The sequence below is a fragment of the Pedobacter sp. AW31-3R genome (assembly GCF_052180285.1).
GTDB lineage: Bacteria > Bacteroidota > Bacteroidia > Sphingobacteriales > Sphingobacteriaceae > Pedobacter.
Map to the genome: position 1 here is coordinate 3,341,738 of NZ_CP197475.1, position 16,056 is coordinate 3,357,793.

Annotated in this window: 14 protein-coding genes; 11 read left to right on the forward strand and 3 right to left on the reverse strand. The window is 43.6% G+C overall.

Features of this window, described 5'->3' with window-relative positions:
• Nucleotides 1-32 precede the first annotated feature (32 nt).
• The 3 genes from ACSBL2_RS13760 to ACSBL2_RS13770 are packed head-to-tail and all read left to right on the forward strand — an operon-like array spanning nt 33 to nt 4,040.
• On the forward strand, nt 33-1,337 hold the full coding sequence (locus tag ACSBL2_RS13760; RefSeq protein ID WP_442587106.1) for a TolC family protein: 1,305 nt from the start codon (nt 33-35) through the stop codon (nt 1,335-1,337).
• A 48-nt stretch (nt 1,338-1,385) separates the two neighbouring features.
• Complete coding sequence (locus ACSBL2_RS13765) at nt 1,386-2,429, forward strand: HlyD family secretion protein (protein ID WP_442587107.1); 1,044 nt, start codon at nt 1,386-1,388, stop codon at nt 2,427-2,429.
• Between the two features lie 12 nt (nt 2,430-2,441).
• Nucleotides 2,442-4,040 carry an MFS transporter gene (locus ACSBL2_RS13770; RefSeq protein ID WP_442587108.1) on the forward strand — a complete coding sequence of 533 codons (1,599 nt, stop codon included), beginning with the start codon at nt 2,442-2,444 and terminating at the stop codon, nt 4,038-4,040.
• Between the two features lie 3 nt (nt 4,041-4,043).
• Here ACSBL2_RS13770 and ACSBL2_RS13775 read toward each other — a convergent pair whose 3' ends face one another.
• Together ACSBL2_RS13775 and ACSBL2_RS13780 are read right to left on the reverse strand one after the other, a co-directional pair.
• Nucleotides 4,044-4,379: a cupin domain-containing protein gene (locus ACSBL2_RS13775; RefSeq protein ID WP_442587109.1), complete on the reverse strand. Its 336-nt coding sequence runs from the start codon at nt 4,377-4,379 to the stop codon at nt 4,044-4,046.
• A gap of 91 nt (nt 4,380-4,470) precedes the next feature.
• Nucleotides 4,471-4,929: a GNAT family N-acetyltransferase gene (locus ACSBL2_RS13780; RefSeq protein ID WP_442587110.1), complete on the reverse strand. Its 459-nt coding sequence runs from the start codon at nt 4,927-4,929 to the stop codon at nt 4,471-4,473.
• 155 nt (nt 4,930-5,084) lie between these two features.
• Between ACSBL2_RS13780 and modA the strand changes: the two genes are divergently transcribed.
• From modA to map, 4 genes are read left to right on the forward strand one after another with little or no spacing between them, the layout of a single operon-like run.
• A complete protein-coding gene (modA, locus tag ACSBL2_RS13785; RefSeq protein WP_442587111.1) occupies nt 5,085-5,837 on the forward strand; it encodes a molybdate ABC transporter substrate-binding protein in 753 nt (250 codons plus the stop codon).
• 27 nt (nt 5,838-5,864) lie between these two features.
• Nucleotides 5,865-6,536, forward strand: coding sequence for a molybdate ABC transporter permease subunit (gene modB / locus ACSBL2_RS13790; RefSeq protein ID WP_442587112.1), 672 nt, complete (start codon nt 5,865-5,867; stop codon nt 6,534-6,536).
• Nucleotides 6,533-7,156 carry an ATP-binding cassette domain-containing protein gene (locus ACSBL2_RS13795; protein WP_442587113.1) on the forward strand — a complete coding sequence of 208 codons (624 nt, stop codon included), beginning with the start codon at nt 6,533-6,535 and terminating at the stop codon, nt 7,154-7,156. Before modB ends, ACSBL2_RS13795 begins: the two co-directional genes overlap by 4 nt.
• 48 nt (nt 7,157-7,204) lie before the next feature.
• Nucleotides 7,205-8,011, forward strand: coding sequence for a type I methionyl aminopeptidase (gene map, locus ACSBL2_RS13800; RefSeq protein ID WP_442587114.1), 807 nt, complete (start codon nt 7,205-7,207; stop codon nt 8,009-8,011).
• A gap of 147 nt (nt 8,012-8,158) precedes the next feature.
• Here the strand turns inward: map and ACSBL2_RS13805 are convergent, their stop codons facing one another.
• Complete coding sequence (locus ACSBL2_RS13805) at nt 8,159-9,157, reverse strand: cation diffusion facilitator family transporter (RefSeq protein ID WP_442587115.1); 999 nt, start codon at nt 9,155-9,157, stop codon at nt 8,159-8,161.
• Nucleotides 9,158-9,267: 110 nt separating this feature from the next.
• On the opposite strand from ACSBL2_RS13805, the gene ACSBL2_RS13810 reads away from it, so the two are divergent.
• From ACSBL2_RS13810 to ACSBL2_RS13825, 4 genes are all read left to right on the forward strand, one after another.
• Nucleotides 9,268-11,862: a phosphatidylglycerol lysyltransferase domain-containing protein gene (locus tag ACSBL2_RS13810; protein ID WP_442587116.1), complete on the forward strand. Its 2,595-nt coding sequence runs from the start codon at nt 9,268-9,270 to the stop codon at nt 11,860-11,862.
• 37 nt (nt 11,863-11,899) lie between these two features.
• The gene (locus tag ACSBL2_RS13815) at nt 11,900-13,327 is read left to right on the forward strand and encodes an AcvB/VirJ family lysyl-phosphatidylglycerol hydrolase (protein ID WP_442587117.1); all 1,428 of its coding nucleotides are present in this window, start codon (nt 11,900-11,902) and stop codon (nt 13,325-13,327) included.
• 36 nt (nt 13,328-13,363) lie between these two features.
• Nucleotides 13,364-14,557, forward strand: coding sequence for an anhydro-N-acetylmuramic acid kinase (locus ACSBL2_RS13820; protein ID WP_442587118.1), 1,194 nt, complete (start codon nt 13,364-13,366; stop codon nt 14,555-14,557).
• A 117-nt stretch (nt 14,558-14,674) separates the two neighbouring features.
• Nucleotides 14,675-15,970: an NAD(P)/FAD-dependent oxidoreductase gene (locus tag ACSBL2_RS13825; RefSeq protein WP_442587119.1), complete on the forward strand. Its 1,296-nt coding sequence runs from the start codon at nt 14,675-14,677 to the stop codon at nt 15,968-15,970.
• Nucleotides 15,971-16,056: the final 86 nt, after the last annotated feature.

Genomic DNA, 16,056 nt, shown 5'->3' on the forward strand with positions numbered 1-16,056 from the left:
TTGTCGTGCTATTGGGCAGTATTTTATGTGCCATGATGACGAATCAGGCCAATGCCCAGCAAGAACAAATGCAGTTCACGCAGCCACAAATCCGTACCCTCAGTTTAAATGAAGCAATTGCGCTGACCAGAGCGCAAAATATAGCTGTAAAAATAGCTGAAGCAGAGCTCAATGCTGTTGATGAAGACTTAAAGGATAGTAAAAGGAGTGTTTTACCTGTGTTGACTACCGGAGGAACTTACCAGCGGTATACGAAAGCTTTATTGTTCGAGGACGGGTTAGGTGGGCTGAGGTCTGTTGGGCGCAGACCAGGCCCTAATGGAGCCAGCCTGAACCTGGAAAGTTCTTTCAATGTATTTTCCGGTGGTAAAGTCAATGCCAGTATAGCAGAGGCCAAAATCAGAAAAGATATGGCAGAAAACAACAGCGCTGATCAGACGGGGAATTCAGTGTTGCAGGCTGCTGCCCAGTACCTGGACCTTGTACGGAAGCATGATCTCGGAAATATTATCAAAGATCAGCTGACACGTGCAGAGACAAGGCTAAAGATTATCCATTCATTATATAAAAACCAGCGTGTTACACGAAGTGATGTATTGCGGGCAGAAGTTGGACTTTCGAACGCGCAGCTGAATAAAATACAGAACGACAATGATATCCTCATTCTCAACAGGAAGCTTGGCGTATTGCTTAACCTTGGAGAAGAATTGATCATTTTACCTGCAGATTCAGCAAATGCGGAAAGACCTGCTTTCGAACTGGTCGATGGGGTGGTGAAAACTGCATTGGACCATGCCTACAGTATCAAACGTGCAGAACAAAATATCCGGATTCAGGAAACGAAGCTGAAAGGAGTCCGTAGTAATTATTACCCCTCCGTTTCCCTGTTTACTGCATATGGTTTCAATTATCCGAATAATATATTCTATCCACCTATTGATCAGTTGTATTCGATAGGTTTTGTCGGTGTGAAGGTCTCTTATAATATCTCCTCCCTGTACCATGTTAGACATAAGGAAAGTGCGGCAAGAATTCGGGTAAACAACCTTGAACAGCAGAAGGAACTGGTTAAGCTGAATACCAGTCAGGAAGTGGATGCACAGTACATCAAATATAAAGAAGCATTGAACAGGGTAGAAGTGATGAAAAAATCTATTGAGCAGTCGAAAATCAATTATCGGATAATGACGACTAAGTACCAGAACCAGCTGGCCCTGCTAACGGATCTGTTGGATGCAGATAACCTGTTGCAGGAAGCCCTGTTTAGCCTGAGTAATGCGCAAACTTCAGCTTCGGTACTTTATTATCAGCTTTTATACACAACAGGCAATCTTTAAGGTGTCTGGCAATTTTAAATTTCTAACGATCAACTCATACCTTAATTAATGAAAGTAAAACAGAAAGTTCATCCTGTAAATGTCCTGATTACTGTGCTCTCTGTAGTGGTAATCTTTGCTGGTTTAATTTTTCTAATCCAGTACCTCATCAGGGATCAGCAGTTTGAAGAAACCAATGATGCACAGATTGAAGCGTTTATCAACCCTGTGTCGGCCAGGGTTGGCGGATTTATCAGGGAGGTGAGATTTCAGGAACATGAACCCGTGAAAAGAGGGGATACCCTGCTGATCCTGGATGACCGGGAATATAAGATTAAACTGCTGGAGGCAGAAGCTGCGATTCAGGATGCAAAAGGACAGCTGACCGTGCTTGAAGCCGGAATTACAGCAGCAGAGGCAGGTATATTCATTAACCGTGATCAGATCAACGCTGCCCGGTCAAGATTATGGCAGCAGGAGCAGGATATCAAAAGGTATAAAAACCTGATTAAAGAGGAAGCCGCAACAGGACAGGAGTTTGAAAGGGTGAAATCACAGTTCGACATTGCCACGAGTGACTATAATGCTACGCTGAACAATCTAAAAGCAAATTTATCTAAGATTGAAGAATTAAAATCCAGAAGGGAGCTTCTGGCCGCAGGACTGAAAAGCAAAGAAGCACAACTAGATTTTGCGCTGGTTAACCTGAGCTATACGGTAATTACGGCACCGTCAAATGGTGCCATGGGTAGAAAAACAATACTTGAAGGGCAGCAGATCCAGCCAGGGCAACCTTTGGTTTCTATCGTAAATGAAAGGGAAAAATGGGTAACTGCCAATTTCAAGGAAACACAGGTGACAGGAATGTATGTTGGACAGGCAGTTGAAGTGAGGGTGGATGCCATTCCCGATAGAATATTCACTGCAAAAATTGAAGCAATAGCTGCCTCTACTGGTGGGAAGTTCTCTTTACTCCCTGCAGATAACTCTACCGGAAACTTTGTTAAGATTGTACAGCGGGTGCCCGTTAAAATAAAATTCAGCAATACAGACCTGACTTTGGTGAAGGCCGGCATGAATGTACAGGTGGCCGTAAAAAAACAGAGGGGATAACCGGAGATAGAAATGAAACACGAATATTTCAAATCATGGATAAAAGAAAGTGAATGGGGAATAAAAATTGCCGTTTTCCTGGTGCTGTTGTGCAGCCTCGCACAGTTTGCTACATTTGCCCTGTCCCAGAACTATGTGGTTTCTTATTTCGGTGCGCAACCTGAGGATGTAACCTTTGCGGTGCAGATTACCTATATCGGTATTTTATCTACCTTACCGATTCAGTTCCGGTTTCTCAGGTACTTTGAGACGAGAAGTTACCTGTTATTGGCCATACTTGCCGGAATCGTATTGAATATACTCATTCTTTATACCCGGGATATGATGATCTTTTGTTTACTCAGGTTCCTTGTTGGGGTGGATGTCTGTATCGTAGCCGCCGGGATGCTGACATTAATCTTTTCAAGATTAAAGACGGAACAGGTACAGGCAGTCGGATTATCCGTTTTCTATGGTACTGTGCTTAGCAGTGGTGTCATGGTTGGTATAGCGGCAGCCTGGGTAAACAGTCAGCTGAACTGGACCGCGATTTATTATTTTCTGATCGGATATCAACTCTTATGCCTGCTGATTCTCCTACTGATTCTAAAACCCATATCCGGACATCAGCGCTACCCGCTTTACCAGATAGACTGGATGAGTGTCCCCATATTTATACTGGCATTTACTTCTTTGGCCTATGTGATGATTTATGGAAACAAGTATTATTGGTTCAGTGATTATCGAATCGGTCTTTTGTTTTTGGCCTTCGTTTTGGCTACGGCAGCCTTTATTTTCCGCCAGCTGACCATCAAACGACCTTTGTTTCGGATAGATCTTTTTAAGTACAAGAATTTCATGATCGGACTGATCCTATTGTTGTTTTATTATGGAATAAAAGATAGCCTTAATCTCATATACAGCTATACAGGTACTGTATTGCAATGGCCACCCGCGGAGATCATTCAGCTGGGTATTTTTAATATCATAGGTTTGGCACTGGCCATGTGGGCTTCCTCTAAATTAATTCTTTCCAACAGGCATTCTATCAAGAAGTTTCTCCTTGCGGGTTTCGGGATCATGCTTTGTTATCAATTATACGTATATTATCTTTTAACACCAGACCTGGCTTTTACCGATCTTATTTTGCCGGTTTTCCTGCAAGGTGTAGCCTCCGGAATACTGTTCGTTCCCCTGGTCGTTTTTACACTTTCATCAGTGCCTGCAACAAGTGGTACCAGTGGGACGGTATTGTGTGCTTGCGCAAGGTTTACGGCTACACTGCATTCGATTACAGGGTTTGATAACCTCCAGTTATATTTTAATCAGCACTATAAATCTGATTTTTTAAGCAATCTCAGCGCAATGGATTTTCCTTATGAAGCAAGAATATCATCCTACGTTTCTTTATTTAAAAGTAAGGGATTTAACACAGAACAGGCAAATACCCTGGCAACCTCTACCGTTGCACGACTAATGGCTGTACAAAATCAGTTGTTGACGCAAAAATCTATATTTCTTTTCGCTTCTGTCCTTGTTGTTGTGGTTATATTTTTTGTGGTTTTCATTCCTTCCCTCCGTAAAACAAGCCTTCACCTGAGAAAGCGCATGTTTATATTGCCAAGGAGATAATATTTACAAGAAATCTTCCCTGTGGGGACTAAAAACATCTATTAAAACGCCTGGTTCCAGACAAACGGTCCCGTGAACTGCTCCGGGCGGGACATAAAATCCATCGCCGGTTTTCAGGACTTTCTTTTCTTCGGCTATTGTCATTTCAAAGACGCCACTTTCTACATAACTCACCTGGGTATGGTGATGTTCATGAAGTGTGCCTACCGCACCCTTCTCAAATTTAACTTTAACCAGCATTACACGGTCATCATAACCAAATACCTGTCGTTGAATTCCGTCCCCTAAATCTTTCCAGGGTGTTTCGTCGTTAACCTGCCATAATCCGCTTCTTTCCATGTGATGAATCTATCTCTTAAATTAATGTGCTAATTATTGTTTTTTTGGACAGACTGCCGGAAGCAGTATGTGCCTGTAAAGTTTGCCTATGCTATGCAATCACTGCTTCCCTGATCATTTCAATGTGGTCAATACCATCTTCATCATAGATCTCACCCATAGCCATAAAACCAAAGGACTCATAAAATCCTTTTAAATAGAGTTGTGCACCGATTCTTATCCTTTTGTTGCCACACAACCGGATGCAGTTGTCTATCGCCAGTTGTACAAGTTGTTTGCCGAAACCTTTTCCCCTGACCGAATTGCTGCTTACAATTCTTCCGATAGAGGGTTCCGGATAGGAGAGTCCTTCAGGAACTATACGTGCATAGGCAACAAGCTCATTGCCACTATACAGCATGAGGTGCTGGCAATATTGGTCCTTATTGTCTGCATCCAGAAAAACACAATTCTGCTCCACCACAAAAATTTCACTCCTTAATCTTAAAATCTCATACAACTCTTTTGGCTTTAGTGCCGCAAAAGGTTTACACAATTCAGTAAATTCCATATTTTCTATTCGTCGCTTTAAAGGTAATAAAATTCATTGCCGCTCAGGAATTATTGGACGCAACAATTGGTAAAAATACATTTAAGAGGGGCGCAAGAGAACAATTTACAGCAGTTGGAGTTTACAATACGGTGTTTTTTTATCATATTGTCGTTATGCAAAGAGTAATTGCCTCCATCTGTCTGATCCTTTTGAATTATCTATCCGCCGCAGCACAACCGGTTAGGGTTGCTGTAGCTGCAAATGCACAGTTTGTCCTCCATAAGATCAAGGAAGATTTCAGTAAGCGGACGGGGTTGTCTGTTGAAATTGTCAGTGGTTCCTCTGGCAAGCTGAGTACCCAGATTAAAAATGGGGCGCCATATGATATCTTTCTTTCTGCAGATATGGAATTTGCAGAAAATGTTTATCAATCGGGATTTGCACTGAACAAGCCACGCATTTATGCCATGGGAAGTTTGATCATCTGCTCTGCTACAGGTGCTGACCTGAAGAACTGGAAAAAAATTATAATCTCCCCCGGGACAGGTAAAGTAGCGATAGGAAACCCAAAGCTGGCGCCTTATGGTAAGGCCGCGGAACAGGCGTTGCAGTATTATGGAGTGTATAAAAGTATAAGTCCCAGGCTGGTTTTTGGAGAAAGTATCAGTCAGGTGAATACTTATGTCCTGAAAAAGGTGGTGAAACTGGGTTTTAGCACCGAATCACTGGTTTATGAATTACCGGAAAACAGTGGGATGACCTGGCAGCGAATAGATCCTTCCTCTTACCGTCCGATTGAACAGGGAGCAGTATTGCTTAAACATGCAAAAAAGAGTAATTATGCAAATTCAAAACGCTTTTATGATTACCTGTTCTCCGTACAGGCAAAGGCTATTTTTAAGCAATTCGGTTATGGCATTCAATAGTTTCAACCCGGATCAACACTGCTGCTAATGGAATGGACACCTATAGTACTGAGCCTAAAACTGGCGGCGATTACTACAGTAATTCTCCTGATTATCGGAGTTCCCTTAGCCTATTGGCTTTCAAAAAGAAGTTCCATAGGAAAGGTCATTGTGGAAGCCCTGCTTACGATGCCGCTTGTCCTACCCCCCTCGGTCCTGGGCTTTTACCTGTTGTTGAGTTTCAGCCCGGAGAGTACAGTCGGAAGCTGGCTGTTAAGGTATTTTAATATCAGTCTCGTTTTCTCTTTTGAAGGCCTGGTGGTCGCCTCCGTGATCTACAGCCTGCCTTTTATGGTCAGTCCGGTGAAATCTGCCCTGGCCCACCTGCCGTCTTCCCTGGCACAGGCTTCCTATACCATGGGAAAGTCGGAATGGGAAACGTTTTACCGAATACTGCTCCCCAACATCAGATCCTCTTTATACACGGCTATTGTGCTGACCTTTGCGCATACCCTTGGTGAATTCGGGGTAGTGCTCATGATTGGTGGTAAGCTTGATGGAATTACAAAAGTGGCCTCCATAGCGATTTATGATGCGGTGGACAGCAACCAGTTTATGGAAGCCAACCAGTATTCCATGATATTGTTTGCGATAACTTTTGTGATTGTTATACTGGTATTTATTTTTAACAGGAATTCAGCGAGAGGGCCATTGGAATGATTGAAATATCAATTGATAAAATTATAAAAACATACAGGGGCTTAAGTAAACTTCAGGTGCAAACGCATATTGATCTGCATAGCGTAACACTGGTACAAGGTGCTTCGGGTTCAGGAAAAACTACTTTTCTTAAAATTATAGCAGGCCTCCTGAAGCCTGATCATGGCCTGATCAGTGTGGGATCGGAAGTATGGCTGGACACGGAAAAGAAAATTAATGTAAGTCCCCAGAAAAGGAGGGTTGGTTTTGTCTTTCAGGATTATGCGTTGTTCCCTCATCTGTCTGTTGAAGCACACCTTCAGTATGGCACCAATGATAAAGAATTGATCAGCAGATTATTACATTTGGGTAAAATGGAGTCCTTCACCAAACATAAGCCCTCGCAATTGTCGGGCGGACAGCAGCAGCGGCTAGCCATTTTAAGAGCCCTCGCGCTGCAGCCGCAGTTGCTGTTATTGGATGAAGCTTTCTCCGCCCTGGATGATGAACTCAGGGAAGAGCTGGTCCTGAGCCTTAAGCTGTTGTTAAAAGAATTCGGGACAACGACCCTGGTGGTGAGCCACCATGCCCAGGAGACTATCGGTTTTGCGGACAGGTCATTAAAAATTGAATTGGATTAACATACGTTTTATTAAAGAATAACATAGGATTTATTAAATTTGCATCAAATGATTATATATAAAACAGAAGACGAAATAAAATTGATGCAAACCAGCGCCCTGATGGTGAGTGCAGCTTTATCTGAAATCGCTAAGGTATTGAAACCAGGAATGACTACGCTTGATATTGACAGACTTGCTGCTGAATTTATCAGGGACAACGATGCTGTTCCTTCATTCCTTAATTACAGCGGTTATCCCCATAACATCTGTACATCGGTAAATGATGTGGTTGTTCATGGTTTTCCTAATAATGTACCGTTGCGTGATGGTGATATTGTCTCTGTTGACGTAGGGGTGTATAAAAACGGTTTTCATGGTGATCATGCCTATACTTTCATTTTGGGCGAAATAGCTCCGGAAGTGTTGAAACTGGTTCGGATTACCAAAGAATCCCTTTTTGAAGGAATTAAACATGCAGTAGTGGGTAAACGTGTGGGGGATATTTCCAATGCTATCCAAACCTATACGGAACGTGAAGGGTATGGAGTGGTAAGAGAGCTTGTAGGACACGGTTTAGGCCGCGCCATGCATGAAGATCCACAGGTGCCTAATTATGGAAGAAAAGGTTCCGGAATTATGATGAAAGAGAACCTTGTCCTTGCTATAGAGCCAATGATCAATCTGGGTACAAGACATGTATTCACTGATGAAGACGGCTGGACGATCAGGACAGAGGATGGAAAACCTTCTGTACATTTCGAACATGATGTCTGTATCAAAAAAGGAGAGGCTTTTGTATTATCAGACTATACCCCGATTGAAATCGCAGAAAAAGCAAATGCAAACCTGAATTCTTCTTATTACGAATTGTAAGCAGAATTCCAGGTCTCCGAAATGACCCTAAGAATTAACTGGAGATATGTAGTATAGAAAAGCCCTGTTTTCCCTTCTGTAGGAAGTAACAGGGCTTTTCATTTGGTGTATATTTTCTGAGCTGATGAGCTCTCCCTGTTATTCCATTTAACAGCTGGACAGCTTACAGGTTTCACCCGACAATTCAATCTGAAGTGTAGGATGCTGTATATCATGATCTGTTAGGATTTTCAAAGCGAGTTTTCTTACTTCCTGCATGTCGGCTATATCCGAACCGCTTTTTAGGACAATATGGGTGGTCAGGACATTAAATTCCCCATCCATCGTCCACACATGTAAGTCGTGGATATTATTGACCATGGGAATCTTCATCAGTGCAGCGGTAATTTCATTTTCATCAAATCTTGCAGGTACTGCCTGCATAAAGATTTTACCTGCGGCGCCCAGATTTTTAAGGGCATTGTAAAGTACATAAGCAGCAATGCCTAACGAAAGAACAGGGTCAATCCAATACCATTTGGTGAAATACATGATGAGGCTTCCCAGTAAAACAGCTGCCCAGCCCAGCACATCTTCCATCAGGTGAAGCATGATTGCTTTTTGATTGAGTGATCCTCCGTTCCTGGAAAGCTTCCAGGCGGTGAATCCATTGAAGGATAAACCTATGATAGCCAGCCAGAACATCCCCTCTGTATGAACTGTTTCAGGATGTAATAAACGTGGAACGGAAGTATAGACAATTAAAACTGACCCCGCGATAAGAATAACAGAGGTAATTGTGGCGGCAAGAATGGAATACCGTCTGTTGCCATAACTGTAAGCGCCATTCCTTCCTTTGAGGGAATGTTTTTCAAGCCATAATGCCGTACCAATGGCAATGCTGTCGCCCAGGTCATGGATGGCATCAGAGAGGATGGCCACGGAATTGGTCATGGCGCCGCCCACAAATTCTATAATGGTGAAAAACAGGTTCAGGGCCAGGGCAAGTTTTAAATTGCTCACTACAGGATGCACATGATTCAAACCACCATGGTCATGTCCGTCCTGGGAATGATGATGCCCATCAGGTGAATGATCATGTGAATGGTTACACGCAGGGCTGTGGTGGTGCGGGCTGCCATGGTCATGTTCGTGTTTTGCTTCCATTTATATTCGTTTTAAACAAAGTTAATAAACACATGGCAGAAACCATACTTCCAAAATCAGCAGAAATGTCATACTTTTATCGTTATCTACTATTTGAATCTTTTCTATCTATGAGAATACCATCGGCTTATAATCCTGTTCCTTTTCTGCGGGAACATTACAAAATTATCGGAAGTTACATCTTTACGCTTTTTTTTATCGGCCTGGCTATCTGGTTCATTAAACATGAAAAAGCAGAATTACAGCAGGTTAAGATGCTTGTCGTCACTTCCCGCTGGGAATGGATCGCCATCGGGGTAGCACTAAGCATCGCTTATATTTTCATTCATGGCCTCATGTATAAGTCTTCTTTCTCTGCGGTGGGGACGAAGGTTTCCCTGGGAGATGCCAGTATGTTGTTCCTCAAAAGGAACTTTGTGAGTGTCTTTCTTCCTGCAGGAGGAGTTTCTTCCCTTGCTTTTTTCAGCGGGACTATAGAAGAAAAAGGAGTGAGTAAGTCACAGATCAACTTTGCATCTTCGATATATGGTTTTGTGGGAATTCTCTCTGTCCTGGTTATTGCCATCCCTGTATTTGTATATGCTATTTTTCAGGGCAGTATCGGGATGGGTGAGTGGTTCGGCCTCATTGCCGCCTTTCTGCTGATTGGCCTGGTGTACCTGTTTTTCAGGTCTATTGTAAAAAATGGCCGTGTATACCGGTTACTCCTCAAATATATTCCCGTGATTGAGGTTTACCTGGGCGACTTCAGAAATAATAAAATTGAACGCAACAGCTTTATCCATACTTTTCTGTACAGTATGCTGATTGAAGTAGTGGGCATCATTCATATTTACCTGGCAATGGTGGCGCTGAATATTCCGCCTTCTCTCATTATTGCTACCGTCAGTTATGTGGTTGCCGTGGTGTTTCTCATCATTTCCCCATTTTTAAGAGGATTGGGTGCTGTAGAAGCCTCCATGACCTTCATGCTGATCCGCCTGGGATATCATGAAGCTGCTGCAGTATCAGTAACTATTCTGTACCGCTTTATGGAATTCTGGATTCCGCTGCTGCTGGGTGCCCTGAGCTTCCTCCTTAAGATCAATAAACTGCTGATGCGGATTGTTCCGGCCTTGCTGATCCTGGCCCTGGGAATTGTAAATATCGTATCGGTACTTACGCCGGCGATCCATGAAAGGCTGGTCTTCCTGAAAAATGTACTTCCCGTTTCAGCTATTGCCGCTTCCAATTATTTTGTGCTGGTGGCCGGTTTGTTTCTGCTGGTTACAGCGGCCTTTATGCTGAAAGGACTGCGGATGGCCTGGTATTTTGCAATGGCATTGTGTTTACTTTCTCTTGTAGGTAACCTCACTAAAGCAATTGATTATGAGGAAGCTGTGTTTTCCTTGGTGGTGATTGTAGGTTTGGTGGCTTCCAGAAAGGAGTATTATGTAAAGCATAACTCCAAACTGAGATATATTGGGATCCAGACCACATTGCTGAGTGTAGCCGCAGTGATTTTATATGGGGTGATCGGGTTTTATTTCCTCGATGCAAGACATTTTAATGTTGATTTCAGTCTGCTGGAATCGATCAAATATACCCTGGAAAACTTTGTCCTTATCGAAAGTGCAGACCTGATCCCTATGGATTCTTTTGCAAAAGGCTTCCTTTATTCGATCAATATCAGTGGGTTCTTATCTATGGCATTTTTGTTCTATACGCTGATCAGGCCCTATATCATGAAGGATTCTACCGATGAGGAAGAGTACGAATGGGCGAAGACCCAGCTGGAGAAATATGGGAATTCAGCAATGGATTATTTTAAGACTTACCATGATAAACTGATTTACCGTCACCCGGAAATGGAAGGTTTTGTATCCTATCGGGTATCAGGTAATTTTGCGGTGGTTCTGGAAAGTCCTGTGACCGCAGCGGAGAATTTACAGGCATTTATCAGGGCGTTCGATAAATATTGCTTTGAAAGCGGTTTGAAAAGTTTTTACTACCGTGTTCCTGAAGAAGCACTGGATACTTTCCTTGCCTGTGGCAAAAAGAGACTGTACCTGGGACAGGAAGGGGTAGTGGACCTGCGTACTTTTACTTTGGATGGCGGAAACCGGAAATCTATCCGCAATGCCCTCAAAAAAGTAGCGGAGAAAGGTTTCCATTGTCAGATTTATACCGCACCGGTTAAAGATGGGCTGCTGCAAAAGATTAAATCTGTTTCAGATGAATGGCTGGCAGACACTGGGCGTGAAGAAATAGTTTTTTCCCAGGGAATGTTCCTCTGGGAAGAACTGAAACAGCAAACCATTATTACGGTCGAGAATAATGAAGAGAAAATCGTAGCTTTTTTAAATGTCATCCCCGATTTTGCCGGCGGCGAAGGGACCTATGACCTGATCAGGAAAACTAAAGATGCCCCTAATGGAGTGATTGATTTTATCCTGGTGGAGTTGTTTAAATTCCTGAAAGATACTGGCTGCACCTCTGTAAATATTGGTTTTGCCCCTTTATCCGGATTGATGGATCCAAAAAATCTTCCGGAACGCTCTATGAAATTTGCCTATGAAAAGATCAAATCGTTTTCCCATTATAAAGGACTGAGAGACGCGAAGGATAAGTTTTCACCGGATTGGCACAATAAGTACCTCGTCTATGACCAGGACTATGACCTGATCCAGGTTCCGGCAGTATTGGCCAAAGTCATCAAACCTTAATCCGCACTACCTTTCACCTGTGATAAACCACCTTGTCATGAAAAAAATATTCTTCATTTGTGCGGTACTCCTGATCTTTCATGGCACTGCAATGTCCGTTACGGTTGACTCCTTAAATTATGGGGCATTCGGTAAAATTCTTGTCTACCATCCCTCCAAATCGCCTACTTCAGTTGCCCTGTTTGTGTCAGGAGACGGTGGCTGGAAAAATGGGGTGATCAACATGGCAAAAGATATTGCCAATCAGGGTGCCCTGGTACTGGGAATAGATGCTAAGACCTATAAAAAATCACTTTCGCGCCTGTCGTCCCCCTGTTATTATCCTGCGGCAGATTTTGAACGCCTGAGTCTGATGGTGCAGAAAAAATACAAGTTCAGCAATTATTCAAAGCCTGTATTGGTAGGTTATTCTTACGGGGCAACCCTCATTTATGGAATCCTGGTACAGGCACCGGCCAATACATTCAAGGGAGCCCTGGCCTTGGGATTCTGCCCCGATATAGAACTCAATAAGCCTTTATGTGAAGGAAATGGACTGAAACAGCATGTTTTAAAACCCGGTCGTTCCTTCTGGCTGGAGCGAACGGAAAAGCTGAGCGCTCCATTTATTGTGCTGAATGGGTTTAAAGATGAAACCTGTCCATTTGCAGCAACTGAATCTTTCTTAAAAGGAATGCCTATGGCAGAGCTGGTTCCCTTGCCGAAAGTAGGACATGGTTTTTCCATTGCAGATCACTGGTTGCCCCAGTTTAACGAGGCTTACCTGAAAATTCTTGCTGCACCCTCCTTCGCAAGCAGGAAGGAAGCGGAGAATATGGAATTAAAAAAGCAGGTGATTGTCCGTTATAAAGAGAATTTACCCCTGACGATCATTCCTGCAACAAAGAAAAGCACGCTGCCGCTGTTGTTCCTGATTTCCGGGGATGGAGGCTGGACGAGTTTTGACCAGTCCCTCGCGGAAACACTGGCGGCACATGGGATCCCGGTGATTGGCCTTGATGCCCAGAAATATTTTTGGTCGGCAACCACTCCCGATAAAACAACAGCGGAGCTGAGCAAGGCCATTGCGCATTACATGGAACAGCTGGGCAAAGATAAAGTGGCCCTGGCCGGATATTCATTTGGGGCATCTATTGTTCCTTTTATTGCCAACCGTCTGCCAGCCACCTTAAAATCACAGTTAACAGGTATAGTGGCAACTTCCCCGGATGTAGCGGCAGACTTCGAAATCCATATTGCTGATATGCTCAACTTCGGCGGATCCAAGGGGAATTATAATGTGATTGCAGAAATTAAAAAATTGAAGGCTGTACCCGCCACCAGTATCTTCGGTAAAGCTGAAGGAAGTAAGATCTCCGGACGCTTCGCTAAAGAAGGATTAAAGGTGCTGGTATTGCCCGGAAACCACCAATTCGGAAATGATTTTAATACGCTTGCTGAAGCAATGGTAAAAAATATGGAATAAGGCCAGATTATAAACAATATAACAGCAATAGAAAGCATGAATCCTCAACTGCATAAATTAACCCGGATGGCTTCCGCACCTACCAGGATGATTATTGGCTTAATGTCGGGTACCTCATTAGACGGACTGGATATTGCACTTTGTAAGTTTAGCGGTTCGGGAAGGGAAACCGGTGTGGAGGTGCTGGAGTTTACAACAATTCCCTATCCTGAAGATTTTAAAGAGGAACTAAAGGCAATTTCGTTCAAAGAACAGGTGGAATTACGGAAAGTGACCTTACTCCATAAGCTGGTAGGGAGCCGCTCTGCTGAAATGATATTGGGGGCTTTGTCGGATTGGAATGTGGCTGTACAGGATGTAGATTTGATTGCCAGCCATGGGCAGACGATCTTTCATGCACCTTTTTCCTTACACCACAATCCTGAACTCCCTGATTCTACGCTCCAGATTGGTGATGGAGACCATATTGCTGAACTGACGGGTATTATTACCCTGAGCGACTTCCGGCAGAAACACATTGCAGCAGGTGGGGAAGGGGCTCCGCTGGCAGTGTATGGCGATTATCTCCTGTTTGCGGATAGCGTAGAAAACCGCATCCTGCTGAATATTGGTGGAATATCAAATTTCAGCTGGCTGCCTTCTTCCGGCAGAATCCAGGATTTGTTTTCCACAGATGTCGGACCTGGGAATACGCTGATGGACCAGTTTGTACAGCAGCATTATCCCGGGAAATATTACGACAAGGATGCTGAAATTGCAAAAGCCGGCAGGGTGAATCCCAAACTTGTTGAGGCTTTGTGCAGCGATCCATTTTTTAACCAGCCTTTTCCAAGAACTACAGGCCCTGAACTATTTAACCTGGATTACCTGGAGCAGGCCATTTCTGCCTCAGGGCAGGAGCCCCTTTCCGGAGAGGATATCCTGGCCTCCCTGTGTAGTTTTACGGCTCAAAGTATTGTATCTGCGATTCAGCAGACTGTCGGTGATCTCGATTATGCAGTTTACCTGAGTGGTGGTGGCATGCACAATCCCTTGCTGGTAGAAATGATCCAATCGGGGCTTGGCCTTGACTTAAAGGACACCACCGCTCTGGGGATAAATCCGGATGCCAAAGAAGCTGTGCTTTTTGCATTGCTGGCCAATGAATGTGTAGCGGGCAGTGGAACATCATATGGGTATGGCAAAGGAATACCCAATGTCAGCATGGGAAAAATTAGTCTACCAGGTTAATACAGTTACCCCGCTAAATTTTACACTGTCATTTCAAAACATTACTTAGCTTTATCTGTCGTATAGAGAGCATACATTCCTGTATGCTGGAGTACAGATATGGATAATTGACACAGTATGCAAAAAAGAGTAATCATTATCGGAGGTGGCTTCGGAGGAATTAACCTCGCCATGGCGATGGGTAAAATTAAAGACTATGACATCACCCTGATTGATAAAAATAATTATAATTTCTTCCCCCCATTAATTTACCAGGTGGCCACGGCTTTCCTGGAACCTTCAGCGATAAGCTATCCTATCCGCAAACTTTTCAGGCATAAAAAGAACCTTCATTTCCGCCTTGGCGAATTGCTGAAAGTAATGCCTGAAGAAAAAAAGATCCTGTTGAGCAATGGAACCGTGGAGTATGATGAACTGGTATTTGCTACCGGTGCGGAGACCAATTATTTCGGGATGGAAAATGTGCAGAAAAACGCCATTCCGATGAAAACCCTGAGCGACGCTATACAAATGCGTAACCGTATACTGACACACCTGGAGGAAGCGGCCATTTCCAGGGACCATGATGAGGTATTGAAACACCTGAATATTGTGGTGGCAGGAGGTGGGCCAACGGGAGTGGAGATCTCGGGAATGTTTGCAGAAATGCGGATGAGCATTATCCGCAAGGATTATCCCGAACTCATCAATTCCGGTGCGCAAATTTACCTGGTTGACGGAGGAAGTACACTATTGAAACCGATGAGTGAGAAATCACAGCAACATACCTATGATGCACTGAAAAAATTAGGGGTTAAGATGTTATTGAATAACCATGTCAATGATTTTGTTGATGATCAGGTATTCCTAACTGATGGGACCATTATTCCGTCGAAAAACCTGATCTGGGCCGCAGGTGTCAGTGCGATGGTTTTTGAAGGAATTCCTGCCAGCTGTTACGGGCGCGGAAAAAGACTGAAGGTCAATGCTTTTAATCAGGTGGAAGGATTGGCGAATGTTTATGCAATAGGTGATACCTGCATACAATCGGGAGATACTGGTTTTCCTGAAGGACATCCGCAGGTCGCACAGGTAGCCATTCAGCAGGGAAAAAATATAGCGCATAATTTCAGGGAGATGGTTTCGCAAAAACCATTAAGGCCATTTTCGTATACAGACAGAGGCAGTATGGCCATCATTGGAAGAAATCAGGCCGTAGCGGATTTACCCAAGCCTAAATTGCACATGAGTGGTTTCATTGCCTGGCTGGCCTGGTTGTTTATCCACCTGCTTTCGCTGATTTCTTACCGGAACAGGTTGAATACACTCTATAACTGGACAGTGGCTTATTTCTCGAAAGACCAGTCGCTGAGAATGATTATCAGGCCTGTAGATAAACCTGCAGACCACGAGCCGGTAAAGGAAATCAGCTGAGCTGATCATTGTTGATGCGAATTTGACATTTACACTATTGGTATTGCTTAAATTATAAATAGTTTTGCGGCTTAAAGATCAGAACA